The sequence below is a fragment of the Bradyrhizobium icense genome (genome assembly GCF_001693385.1).
Classification (GTDB): domain Bacteria; phylum Pseudomonadota; class Alphaproteobacteria; order Rhizobiales; family Xanthobacteraceae; genus Bradyrhizobium; species Bradyrhizobium icense.
The window spans coordinates 8,263,306-8,275,880 of sequence record NZ_CP016428.1; the positions used below are offsets into that span (position 1 = coordinate 8,263,306).

10 protein-coding genes are annotated in these 12,575 nt (G+C 64.7%); 6 read left to right on the forward strand and 4 right to left on the reverse strand.

Features of this window, described 5'->3' with window-relative positions; genetic code table 11:
- Positions 1 to 414, forward strand: a complete 414-nt coding sequence (locus tag LMTR13_RS38310) for an EVE domain-containing protein (protein ID WP_065733324.1) — start codon at positions 1 to 3, stop codon at positions 412 to 414.
- Positions 415 to 473: 59 nt separating this feature from the next.
- On the opposite strand, the gene LMTR13_RS38315 is transcribed toward LMTR13_RS38310, so the two are convergent.
- A complete protein-coding gene (locus tag LMTR13_RS38315; RefSeq protein ID WP_065732255.1) occupies positions 474 to 1,634 on the reverse strand; it encodes a DNA topoisomerase IB in 1,161 nt (386 codons plus the stop codon).
- A gap of 371 nt (positions 1,635 to 2,005) precedes the next feature.
- Here LMTR13_RS38315 and acs point away from each other — a divergent pair, with 371 nt between their 5' ends.
- Both acs and LMTR13_RS38325 read left to right on the forward strand, forming a co-directional pair.
- Entirely contained in the window at positions 2,006 to 3,958 is a 1,953-nt protein-coding gene (gene acs / locus LMTR13_RS38320) for an acetate--CoA ligase (protein WP_065732256.1), read from the forward strand.
- Positions 3,959 to 4,332: 374 nt separating this feature from the next.
- Complete coding sequence (locus LMTR13_RS38325) at positions 4,333 to 4,845, forward strand: L,D-transpeptidase (RefSeq protein WP_065733325.1); 513 nt, start codon at positions 4,333 to 4,335, stop codon at positions 4,843 to 4,845.
- A 47-nt stretch (positions 4,846 to 4,892) separates the two neighbouring features.
- On the opposite strand, the gene LMTR13_RS38330 is transcribed toward LMTR13_RS38325, so the two are convergent.
- Together LMTR13_RS38330 and LMTR13_RS38335 are read right to left on the reverse strand one after the other, a co-directional pair.
- A complete protein-coding gene (locus LMTR13_RS38330) occupies positions 4,893 to 5,492 on the reverse strand; it encodes a thermonuclease family protein (protein ID WP_236843251.1) in 600 nt (199 codons plus the stop codon).
- 77 nt (positions 5,493 to 5,569) lie between these two features.
- Positions 5,570 to 5,776: a DUF1674 domain-containing protein gene (locus LMTR13_RS38335; protein WP_065732257.1), complete on the reverse strand. Its 207-nt coding sequence runs from the start codon at positions 5,774 to 5,776 to the stop codon at positions 5,570 to 5,572.
- A gap of 159 nt (positions 5,777 to 5,935) precedes the next feature.
- Between LMTR13_RS38335 and LMTR13_RS38340 the strand changes: the two genes are divergently transcribed.
- From LMTR13_RS38340 to purH, 3 genes are all read left to right on the forward strand, one after another.
- Complete coding sequence (locus LMTR13_RS38340; protein ID WP_065732258.1) at positions 5,936 to 7,285, forward strand: RsmB/NOP family class I SAM-dependent RNA methyltransferase; 1,350 nt, start codon at positions 5,936 to 5,938, stop codon at positions 7,283 to 7,285.
- 160 nt (positions 7,286 to 7,445) lie between these two features.
- Positions 7,446 to 9,161: a heparinase II/III family protein gene (locus LMTR13_RS38345; RefSeq protein ID WP_065732259.1), complete on the forward strand. Its 1,716-nt coding sequence runs from the start codon at positions 7,446 to 7,448 to the stop codon at positions 9,159 to 9,161.
- A 106-nt stretch (positions 9,162 to 9,267) separates the two neighbouring features.
- Positions 9,268 to 10,860 carry a bifunctional phosphoribosylaminoimidazolecarboxamide formyltransferase/IMP cyclohydrolase gene (gene purH / locus LMTR13_RS38350; RefSeq protein ID WP_065732260.1) on the forward strand — a complete coding sequence of 531 codons (1,593 nt, stop codon included), beginning with the start codon at positions 9,268 to 9,270 and terminating at the stop codon, positions 10,858 to 10,860.
- A 240-nt stretch (positions 10,861 to 11,100) separates the two neighbouring features.
- On the opposite strand, the gene LMTR13_RS38355 is transcribed toward purH, so the two are convergent.
- Complete coding sequence (locus tag LMTR13_RS38355) at positions 11,101 to 12,486, reverse strand: MFS transporter (protein ID WP_065732261.1); 1,386 nt, start codon at positions 12,484 to 12,486, stop codon at positions 11,101 to 11,103.
- Positions 12,487 to 12,575 lie beyond the last annotated feature (89 nt).

Sequence of the window (12,575 nt, forward strand, 5' to 3'; positions counted from 1 at the left end):
ATGGCGTACTGGCTGGTGAAATCCGAACCCTCAAGCTGGTCGTGGGACCAGCAGGTCGCAAAGGGAGCCAAGGGCGAAGCCTGGACCGGCGTGCGCAACTTCACTGCGCGGCAAAATCTCGTGAACATGAAGAAGGGCGACAAGGCCTTCTTCTACCACTCCAACGAGGGCAAGGAGATCGTCGGCATCGCGGAAGTCATCAAGGAAGCCTATCCCGATCCGACCGACAAGACCGGCAAATTCGTCTGCGTCGACATCAAGGCCGACAAGCCGCTGAAGACGCCGGTAACGATGGCCGCGATCAAGGCCGACCAAAAGCTCGCCGACATGGCGCTGGTGAAATATTCGCGGCTGTCGGTGCAGCCGGTGACGGCGGAAGAGTGGAAGTTCGTCTGCAAGATGGGCGGGCTTTGATGTCGTCGTCCCGGCTCGCGCTTCGCTTGGCCGGGACGACGAGCAGTTGAGTGCGCGACTTACGCCGCCGCCGCAGCCGTCACCACCTGCGCCAATAGCGCTTCGCGCTTGGCTTGCGTGCGATAGCCTTTCATCGTCGCGGCAAAGCGCTCGAGGATGCCGTCCTCGAACGCAGTGACGATGGTGTCGTGGACGTAGCTCTTGCGGCAGATCGCGGGCGTGTTCGACAGTTCGTCGGCTGCGGCACGCACGGCGTCCAGCACCTGCTTCTTGCGGCCGCGGGCGCTCGCCGCCGGTGAAATCCGCGACAGCGATTCCAGTACCACGGCGGAGGCCATCAGCGTGCGAAAATCCTTCAGCGAAATCTTGATGCCGGCGATCTCGCGCAGGAACGCGTTCACGGCCGTGGTCGAGGCTGCGCGCACGACGCCGGACCTGTCGCGGTACTGGAACATGCGCTTGCCCGGCACGGTGCGCAGGATCCCGATGGCGCGCACCAGCTTGGCCGCGTCGCACTCCTTGCGGACAGCCTTGCCGCCCTTGGCCTTGAAGGTGAGGACGAGGCAATCGTCTTCCAGCGTGACGTTCGATTTCAACAGCGTGGTGGCGCCGCGGGTGCCGTTGAGGCGGGCGTATGACTCGTTGCCGGGACGGATCGCGGTGCGCGCGATCAATTCGATCACGGCCGAGAGCGCAAACTCCCGCGTCGGCTCGTCGCCGGACAGGAACGCCGAGACCTTGCGGCGGATCTTCGGCAGCGCCGCGACCAGCTTGGCCAGACGATGCGCCTTGCGGTGCTCGCGAACCTTTTCCCAATCGGCATGGTAGCGATACTGCAGCCGCCCCGCCGCGTCGATGCCGACCGCCTGCAGATGCGAATTCGGATCGGCCGAATAGCGAACTTCGCGATAGGCCGGCGGCACCGCCATCGAATGCAGGCGGCGAATGGTGCCGGCGTGACGGATCTGCGTGCCGTTGGCGCGATGGAATGAATAGCCCTTGCCGCGCTTGATGCGACGGATGGTCAGGCCGTTCTGGTCGCCGAGCTTGAGGCCGAGCTCTTGCGCCAACTCTGCGACGGAGGTCCTGGCGACGATGTGCGGCTTTGCCGCGGACGGCTTGGGTAGTTCTTTCGGCAGTTGCCCGAGCGCTTCGGCCAATGCGACGGCAGGATCGGCGGAAACGGGCCGCGTAGCCTCGAAATTCTGCTGATCCATCATGTCTTTTGTCGCCTTGCTCCGCCTGTTTCGCCGGTAATGCCCGTTGTTGTGGCTTGGTTCCGGGGAGCCGTCCGGCCCCGGGGTGGCCATTTAGGGGGTAACGAACCACTTTGCGAGTCCCGATTCCGTCATTGGCGGTTATTAGATACCGATCATGGCGGCCATTCCGACGATAACGTTGATTTCGGGCTGAGCCGGGCCATGAAAAATGCCCGCAATTTGATCCGCGACAAGGCTGGGAGCCGGCCGACCGACCAAGGTCGCAAACGTTCCGCCTTGTCCGGGCATCGTCCCGCGACGCATAATCGCTACAACAATCAGGGACGACTTGTGGCCATCCAATATCCGGCCGCATGAGTGGGAGGGTAAAGATGTCCGAGAAGATTTACGACGTATCCGCCGATTGGGCCAAACGCGCCTATGTCGACGACGCCAAGTACCGCGAAATGTATGCCCGCTCGGTCTCGGACCCCAATGGCTTCTGGGGCGAGCAAGCCAGGCGCATTGATTGGATCAAGCCCTTCCACAAGGTCGAAAACGTCTCCTTTGCCCCTGGCAACATCTCGATCAAATGGTTCGAGGACGGCGTCCTGAACGCCGCCTGGAACTGCATCGACCGCCATCTCGACAAGCGCGGCAATCAGACCGCGATCATCTGGGAGGGTGACGACCCGTCGCAGTCCAGGCACATCACCTACCGCCAGTTGCACGACGAAGTCTGCAAGATGGCCAACATCCTGCGCACGCGGAACGTCAAGAAGGGAGACCGCGTCACAATCTATCTGCCGATGATCCCGGAAGCGGCCTATGCGATGCTGGCCTGCGCGCGGATCGGCGCCATTCATTCGGTGGTGTTCGCCGGCTTCTCGCCCGACAGCCTCGCCCAACGCATCACCGATTGCCAATCCAAGGTGATCATCACCGCCGACGAGGGATTGCGCGGCGGCAAGAAGGTGCCGTTGAAGGCCAATGTCGATGCCGCGATCGAGAAAGCCGGCGGCGTCGATTGGGTCGTCGTGGTCAAGCGCACGGGTGCGGCCGTCGACATGAACCCGACGCGCGACTTCTGGTACCACGAAGTGGCCAAGCTGGTGACGACGGAATGCCCGGTCGAGCACATGCACGCGGAAGACCCGCTGTTTATTCTCTACACATCAGGCTCGACCGGCCAGCCCAAGGGGGTGCTGCACACCACCGGCGGCTATCTCGTCTACGCGGCGATGACGCATCAATACGTGTTCGACTATCACGACGGCGACGTCTACTGGTGCACCGCCGACGTCGGCTGGGTCACCGGCCACAGCTACATTCTCTATGGGCCGCTGGCCAACGGCGCCACCACGCTGATGTTCGAGGGCGTGCCGAACTACCCCGACAATTCCAGGTTCTGGAACGTCATCGACAAGCACAACGTCAACATCTTCTACACTGCGCCGACAGCGATCCGCGCACTGATGCAGGCGGGTGACGAGCCGGTAAAGAAGACCTCGCGCAAATCTCTTAAGCTGCTCGGCACCGTCGGAGAGCCGATCAATCCGGAAGCCTGGGAATGGTATTACCGCGTGGTCGGCGAGGAACGTTGCCCGATCGTCGATACCTGGTGGCAGACCGAGACCGGCGGCATCTTAATCACACCGCTGCCCGGCGCGACCAAGCTCAAGCCCGGCTCGGCGACGCGGCCGTTCTTCGGCGTGGTGCCTGAAATCGTCGACGCCGACGGCAAGGCGCTGGAAGGCGAGGCGACCGGTAATCTCTGCCTCGTCCGATCCTGGCCGGGAATGATGCGTACCGTCTACGGCGACCACGCGCGTTTCGAGCAGACCTATTTCTCCACCTACAAGGGCAAGTATTTCACCGGCGACGGCTGCCGCCGCGATGCCGACGGTTATTACTGGATCACCGGCCGCGTCGACGACGTCATCAACGTTTCCGGCCACCGCATGGGCACGGCCGAAGTCGAGAGCTCGCTGGTGGCGCATGCCAAGGTGTCGGAAGCAGCCGTCGTCGGCTATCCCCACGACATCAAGGGCCAGGGCATCTACGCCTATGTGACGCTGATGGCCGGTACCGAACCGACCGAGGAGTTACGCAAGGAACTGGTCGCCTGGGTGCGCAAGGACATCGGCCCGATCGCGTCCCCCGACCAGATCCAGTTCGCGCCGGGCCTGCCAAAGACCCGCTCCGGCAAGATCATGCGCCGCATCCTGCGCAAGATCGCCGAGGACGAGCCGTCGAGCCTTGGCGACACTTCGACGCTGGCCGACCCCGCCGTGGTCGATGACCTCGTCAAGAACCGGCAGAACAAGAAGGGCGCGCCGGCGTAGGGCCTCCGAAAAGCATGGGCGGGTAACCGCATCGTCATGGCCGGGCTCGTCCGGGCATGACGAGCATGTGGACGGGGCCAGGCACATCGATGCAGCAGAACCGGCAGTCCGATTGCTCACGCGGTTGTCAGTAACGAGCCCGCTGCGGCGGCCGTTTCGCTGCCCGGTGTTGTTTTCAGGTCATTTACTTTATTTCAAACATTTTCTTTGTTCCGCCCAGCGAAACCAGTCTTGAGGGCCGGAGTCGAAACCTCCCGGTGAACTCACGCGACTAACAATGCGTGGCGAGACGATGAGCCGCCAAGGCTTCGAACGCCACGGCTTGAAAGGACATTTGAGGGCCCTTGATGGGGCTGGCAAAGTGGAGCTGGGGAATGTTGATGAGGTTTGCGGCGGCATTGGCCGCCACCATGGCTGCGGGCATTTTGATGTCCTCGGTGGCAGAAGCGCGGCCGGAACTGGTTGGAATCAGCGGCGAGTACACGCCGGGCACCATCGTGGTGAAGACCCACGAGCGACGTCTCTATCTCATTCTCGAGTCCGGCCGCGCCATGCGCTACCCGGTCGGGGTCGGCAAGGCCGGCAAGCAATGGTCCGGCACCACAAAGATCGACGGCAAGTATCTCAACCCGGCCTGGTCGCCGCCGCGCGAAGTCAAGCGCGACAAGCCCGACATGCCTGACGTGATTCCCGGCGGCTCGCCCCGTAACCCGATGGGCGTCGCGGCGATGACGCTGGCCGGCGGCGAGTATGCCATTCACGGCACCAACGTGCCGGGCTCAATCGGAGGCTTCGTATCCTACGGTTGCATCCGGATGCTCAACGACGACATCTCCGATCTCTACCAACGCGTGTCGGTCGGAACCACCGTGACCGTGACGCGCTGATCTTCGGACCGGGTTGAATAAAAGAGCTGCTGCGATCCGCGACTCTCTCATTTCGGAAGTGTCTGACCCGCGGTCGCGCACCACCCGTTGCGGTGACCGCCGCCATAGCTGCGCGCATGACGAGCCGCGAGCATGGCAGTCGAGACATTCCCCGTGCGCCGGGTCGCGGCTTCGGCCACGACACGGCCGCTATATTTATCCGGTCCGATATTGAAGATCGTGACGCCGCCTTCGCCGAGCAGCGCGCGCAAGGCATCGGTCGCGGCCTCTGCCATATGCAATTCCCCAGGGCACGATGCCTTCAATTCCGGCGCGTCGATGCCGCGCAGGCGTATGCGCGTGGTCGGCTCAATGCCGGGCGACAAATGCACGAGCGCCTCAAACGTGTCGCCATCGATGGTCCGGATGACGTCGACGGGATGGCGCACGTCAGGACTTCCAGAGCGCTTCCAGACCATCTCGGCATCGCGCGCCGCCTGGCTGTCGGCGAAGTCAGGCAACGATCGCCGTACCCAGTCCCGCACCGGCAGCGTCGTCGCCGCCGCGACGCAAAGCACGAACACCCACGGCAGCGCTGCCGAAAACCAGCGGCGAAAGAGACCCCGGCGCGGGGTCCGGTATGCATTCGTTCTCTCGTATGGCGGCATGTTCCCGACTAAGAGCTGAGTCGGGTCGTCCGGCAAAGGCCCGGTGCCTTTATCTCGGGTCTCAAAAATCTTGGGCCTCAAAAATCCGAAGCGATTCCCTTGCGCTCCCAGTCGCCGTAGCGGGTCGGTTCCAGGCCCTTCGGACCCTGGAATTCCTTCTGCAGCGGCGTGGCGCTGGCCGCGGCGGCCTTGCGGCGCGCTTCGGCCTCCGCAAGCGCGCGCAGGGCCGCGGGCGGCAGCTTCTTTTCCGCAACGGGTGCGGGGAATAAAAAATTGTCGGTCATCGCAACTCTCCCATAACACGGGACGGGCGCACAGATGACATCACAATCGAGAAATTGTCTGTGGCGATTCTTACATTTGGCATATTCGCGTGCCAAATGAGCCTTTCATTTCCTTGGCATGAGCCGAAACCTTTCCGCCTCTCGAGACATTCCTGCTTCATGCCCCCTTCAAGATTCGCAGTACCTTCAGAAGTGCCCGGCCTCGCCGCGCGGCGGATCGCGGCTGATATTCTCGACGGCGTGCTGCACAAGCATCGCACCCTCGACGACCAGCTCGACGGTGCGGGCGCCCATCCCGGACTGAAGGCGCTCGCCGATCGCGACCGCGCGTTGATGCGGCGGCTGGTGGCGACGATCCTGCGGCGGCTCGGCACGCTCGGCCATTTGCTGTCACGCCTGCTCGATCGCGGCATTCCGACGGATGCGCCCCGTGCACAGAGCGCGCTTCTGATCGGCGCCGCGCAGATTCTCTGGATGGACGTGCCCGATCACGCCGCCGTCGATCTTTCGGTTCGGCTGGTGCAATCGGACCGCCGCGCCGCAAAGTATGCCGGCCTCGTCAACGCCGTGCTGCGCCGCTGCGCCCGCGAGGGACAACCGCTGATCGAGGAAGTCAAATCGCAGCCGCTGGACATTCCGCCGTGGCTGCTCGCGCGCTGGATCGGCGCCTATGGCGAGGCCACCGCGCGGGAGATGGCGCGCGCCATCGGCCACGAGCCGTCGCTCGACATCACCGTGAAGACAGACGCGGCGCAATGGGCGAGCCGCCTGCATGGCGAAGCCTTGCCGACCGGAACCGTACGCACGCTGCTGCAGGGTTCGGTGACCATGCTGCCCGGTTTCTCCGAGGGACAGTGGTGGGTGCAGGATGCCGCCGCCGCGCTGCCGGCGCGGTTGTTCGGCGACGTCGCCGGCAAGAGCATCGTCGACCTCTGCGCCGCGCCCGGCGGCAAGACCGCACAACTGGCGCATGCCGGCGCTCGCGTGACCGCGGTCGATCGCTCGCCGGCGCGCATGGCGCGGCTGCGCGACAATCTGGCCCGGCTTTCGCTGCAGGCCGATGACGTGGTGGCAGACGCCGTCGAGTGGCCCGGCAACGGCAATGGCGGTTACGACGGCGTGCTGGTGGATGCGCCCTGCACCTCCACCGGCACCATCCGCCGGCACCCTGATGTCGCCTGGCTGCGTCAGGAAGCCGACATTGCGGCGCTGTCGGCGTTGCAGAAGCGGTTGCTGCAGAAGGCGGTCGCGCTGCTCAAGCCGGGCGGAACGCTGGTCTATTGCACCTGTTCGCTGGAGCCGGAAGAAGGCGAGCAGGCGGTCGCGTCGCTGCTGGCCACCGAACCGGGCGTGCGCCGTGTCCCGGTCGCGGTGGACGAGGTCGCGGCCCTCAGCGAAATCGTGACCGCAAACGGCGATTTGCGGACCCTGCCCTGCCATTTGCCCCATGCCGACCCCCGGCTCGGCGGGCTGGATGGATTTTACGCGGCGCGGCTGGTAAAAACCTGATTTTAGACCGGAATCTCCTGCCTTCGGGTGATTCTTCGATTTTCAAGATGGTGTCTTACCGGCGTTTCCGGATTAAAAGGATTCGCCACAATACCCTCCCTCCGTAAAGCCAAGGCACGGCGTGTCGGTCGCTCAACGCAGACGCATCTCGACGCTTATCATGAGCCGCTCGGCGCGGACCGTGATCGCGCGCGCGACCGGCGCGACGGTTGCGGTATCGCGGCTGTGGCCCGGCCGCGCCGACCGGCTGATCATCGCCCCGCACGACCTGCGCACCGCCGACGCCACCCGCGCCGCCGAAATCTATGCCGGCCGCTTCGTGTTCGCCGGCAAGATCGTGACCTGCCATGGCCGCTCGATCTTCGATCTCGAGCCGCCGTCGGAAGATTGGGAAGTCGCCCTGCTCGGCTTCGGCTGGCTGAGGCATCTGCGCGCCGCCGACACCGCGCTGACCCGCGCCAACGCCCGCTCGCTGGTCGACGACTGGATCTCGAATCCGGCGCGCAAGCGGCCACTCGAACGCCGCCCCGACGTGCTGGCGCGCCGCGTGATCTCGCTGTTGTCGCAGGCGCCGCTGGTGCTCGGCGACACCGACGGAAAATTCTATCGCAAATATCTGCGCGGGCTGACCCGCGAGATTCGCTATCTGCGCTACACGATGCTCGACATCGCCGACGGCGTGCCGCGGCTGCAGGTCCTGATCGCGCTGTGCTACGCCTCGCTGTGCCTGGCCAATCAGGCGCGGCACATCCGCTCCGCCACGCGGCGGCTTTCCGATGAATTGCAGCGCCAGATCCTGCCCGACGGCGGGCATATTTCGCGCAATCCCGGCGCGCTGGTCGAACTGCTCAGCGACCTGCTGCCGCTGCGCCAGACCTTTGCGGCCCGCAACATCGCGCCACCGCCGGCGCTGTTGAATGCGATCGACCGCATGATGCCGATGCTGCGCTTCTTCCGCCATGGCGACGGAAGCTTTGCGCTGTTCAACGGCATGAGCAACGCGCCGTCGGACCTGGTGGCGACGCTGCTCGCCTATGACGACACGCATGGCGTGCCGATGGCGAACATGCCGCACACCGGCTTCCAGCGCCTCGACGCCGGCACGACGACCGTCATCATCGATGCCGGCCCGCCGCCGCCGCCGAATGTCAGCCAGGAAGCGCACGCCGGCTGCCTCTCGTTTGAATTGTCGTCCGGGCCGAGCCGAATCGTCGTCAATTGCGGAATGCCCTCGACCGGCCGCGACAATTGGCGCACCTTTGCGCGCAGCACGGCAGCACATTCGACCCTGACCTATCACGAGGCGTCCTCGTGCCAGTTCGTCGAATTGTCGGCGATGAAGAAGCTATTGCAGGGCGCGCCCGTCGTCAGCGGCCCGGCCAATGTGGAGAGCTACCGCGAGGCGGTGGCCGACGGCGATCTCCTGACCACCTCGCATGACGGCTATCTCGCACGCTTCGGCGTCGTGCATCGCCGCGTGCTGATGATCTCCGGTGACGGCGGAAGACTGGACGGCGAGGACACCGTGTCGCCGGCGCCGGGCACACGCATCAAGGGCGCCGAGACCGATTTTGCCCTGCGGTTTCATCTGCATCCCGCGGTGAAGGCCAGCCGCCTCAGCGATGCGCGCGGCGTCATGCTGGTATTGCCGAACCGTGACGTCTGGACCTTCGAGGCGCTCGACGACAAGGTCGATCTCGAGGACAGCGTGTTCCTGGCCGGCAATGACGGCCCCCGCCGCACCGCCCAGATCGTGATCCGCCAGGATTCCCGCCACGCCTCCTCGGTCCGCTGGAGTTTTGTCCGCTCAAGCGCGTCGGCGGGCGCAACGGCGGCCCGCCGCAATGCGCGCCGCGAGCCGGAATTGCCGCTCTAAGTCCTTCCCGGCCAGATTTCCACACCCGGATTTGGCGTCTTCTGGCCGGTTTCATGACCGGCCAATCCATGCTACCGGGCTGGCCTTAACAGCCAGGAATTCAGCCATGACCGACCATCCGCGCCGCGTGACCCGCGCCCTGTTGTCCGTTTCCGACAAGATCGGGCTGATCGAATTTGCGAAGGCGCTGGCGGGGCATGGCGTCGAACTGGTCTCGACCGGCGGCACGGCGAAGGCGATCGCGGCCGCGGGGCTGAAGGTCAAGGACGTCTCGGAGCTGACCGGCTTTCCCGAAATGATGGACGGCCGGGTCAAGACGCTGCATCCGAAGGTCCATGGCGGCCTGCTCGCGATCCGCGACAACAAGGAACATGCGGACGCTATGAAAGCGCACGGCATCGCGCCGATCGATCTGCTTGTCGTCAATCTCTATCCGTTCGAGGCGACCGTCGACAAAGGCGCCGGTTATGAAGACTGCATCGAGAATATCGACATTGGCGGGCCGGCGATGATCCGGGCGGCGGCGAAGAACCACGACGATGTCGCCGTCGTCGTCGAGGCTCAGGATTATCCGGCCGTGCTCGACGAGCTCGCAGCCAACGCCGGCGCCACGACGCTGTCGCTGCGCCGCCGCCTCGCCGCCAAGGCCTATGCCCGCACCGCGGCCTACGATGCCGCGATCTCGAACTGGTTTGCCGCAGAGCTCAAGGACGATGCGCCGGATTTCCGCGGCTTCGGCGGCCGGCTGATCCAGTCGCTGCGCTACGGCGAGAACCCGCACCAGACCGCAGCGTTCTATGCGACGCCCGACAAGCGGCCCGGTGTCTCCACTGCGCGCCAGTTGCAGGGTAAGGAACTGTCCTACAACAACATCAACGACACCGACGCTGCTTACGAATGCGTCGGCGAGTTCGATCCGACGCGCACGGCGGCCTGCGTCATCGTCAAGCACGCCAATCCCTGCGGCGTTGCGGAGGGACCTGATCTCGTCACCGCCTATCGCCGCGCGCTCGCCTGCGACTCGACGTCAGCCTATGGCGGCATCATCGCAGTCAACCGCACGCTCGATGCCGAGGCCGCGCGCGCCATCATCGGCATCTTCACCGAGGTGATCATCGCGCCCGACGCCACCGAAGAGGCGATCTCGATCATCGGCGGAAGGAAGAATTTGCGATTGCTGCTCGCGGGCGGTCTGCCCGACCCGCGCACGGTTGGGCTAACCGCCAAGACGGTCGCCGGCGGCCTCCTGGTGCAGAGCCGCGACAATGCCGTTGTCGAGGACATGGACATCAAGGTTGCGACCAGGCGCGCGCCGACCGATGCCGAGCTGCGCGATCTCAAATTCGCTTTCCGCGTTGCCAAGCATGTCAAGTCGAACACCATCATCTATGCCAAGGATCTCGCTACCGTCGGCATCGGCGCCGGCCAGATGAGTCGGGTCGACTCCGCGCGCATCGCCGCCCGCAAGGCACAGGATGCCGCGGCCGAACTCAAGCTCGCCGAACCCTTGACCAGGGGCTCGGTCGTCGCGTCAGACGCGTTCTTCCCGTTCGCCGACGGCATGCTGGCCTGCATCGAAGCCGGCGCCACGGCCGTGATCCAGCCCGGCGGCTCGCTGCGCGACGAGGAAGTGATCAAGGCCGCCGACGACCACGGCATCGCCATGGTGTTCACGGGCGTCAGGCATTTCCGGCACTGATGTGCGTCGTCCCTGCGACCCGTCTATGCCGAAGGCTTCGCCGGGGTAGGAGCGAGGGGCGCCGAGCTTTAGCGAAGGCGCGCATTTGCGTTGTTGACGAAAGTCGTCTACCCGCCTGCGAAATAATTCAGGCCGCGGCGTATGGGTCCCTGGATCCCCGCCTTCGCGGGGATGACAGTACGCGGCGCCGTAATGACACCGGATGCACGGGGCATCACAAGCACATGCCACTGCCCGCCCTCACTCCCGCACACGCGCCACCAGCGCAAGACCCGCGACGAAGAACACCACCAGCAGCGCCATGCCGGCCTTCTGGCTTGCGGTCACGGCGGTGATCGCGCCGATCAGGAGCGGGCCGATGAACGACGTCACCTTGCCGGTCAGCGCGAACAATCCAAAATATTGCGCGATGCGATCCTTCGGCGCGAGACGGATCAACAGCGAGCGCGACGCAGCCTGCAGCGGGCCGCCGGCCGCTCCGATCAGGCATCCGAGCACGAGATAGGCGCGCTCGGCGGCGCCGGAGAACAGCGCGCCGCCCGGAGCTGGTGGCGCGACCTTCACGAAAAGGATCGAATCCTTGTCGACCAGCAAGATCGCGGCAAGCGCAAGCAGCAGGATCGTGAGGCTGCCGGCGATGACCCGCTTGGGTCCGAGCCTGTCGTCGAGCTTGCCGCCGAGCCACGCGCCGAAGGTGCCCGCTATCGCCAGCAGAATCCCGAACGTCCCGATCTGGATCGTATGCCAGCCGAAGGTGCCGGCGGCGTAGATTCCGCCGAACGCAAACAGCGACACCAGCCCGTCGGTGTAGATCATGTTGGCGAGCAGGAATGTCGCGACCGATTTCTGCTTCGGCAATTCGCCGAGCGTCCGCTTGAGTCCTCTCAATCCTTCACGCAACGCCTCGCGGATCGGGCGCTTGGCCGGATAATCCGGTGTAAACAGGAACATCGGCGTCACGAAAACGATGAACCAGATGCCGGTCAAGGGACCGGTGATGCGATCGCCCTGGTGCGTGACTGGATCGAGACCGAACAACGGCGCCAGGCCGAACAGTGTACGCCCGGTCTCGGGACTGGCCGCCAGAAAGCCGAGCACCAAGATGAGGCTGAGGATGCCGCCGATATAGCCGGTCGCCCATCCGGTGCCGGACAACCGCCCGATTCTGTCCGGCGGCACCAGCGTCGGCATCATCGCATTGTTGAAGACGGTGGCGAATTCGACACCGATGCTCGCAATCGCATAAGCCAACAGCAGGGCCGGGATGACGCTGGGGTCGCCCGGCTTTCCGAACCACATCAGGCAGGAGCCGATCACCAACAGCGACCCGAAGCCGGCGATCCACGGCTTGCGGCGGCCGCTGGCGTCGGCAATCGCGCCGAGCACCGGCGACAACAGTGCGATCATCAGGCCGGCGGCGGCGGTGGCGAATCCCCACAGCGCCTGTCCCCGCGCCGGATCCGGCGCGACGAAGTTCGCAAAATAGGGTGCGAATACAAAGGTGGTGATCAGCGTGAAATAAGGCTGCGCGGCCCAATCGAAGAAGATCCAGCTCACGACGGCGGCGCGGCGCGGATATGCCCGCGGAATCTCGGCGCCAACTGCCTCGGAAGCGATCACCGCCATGCCGGATATTTCCTTCAAAAATCTCGCGAAGCGTTTTGCGTGCCTAAACCGAACCCATATAGCATGTGTCACCAACGCTGGCGCTGTTG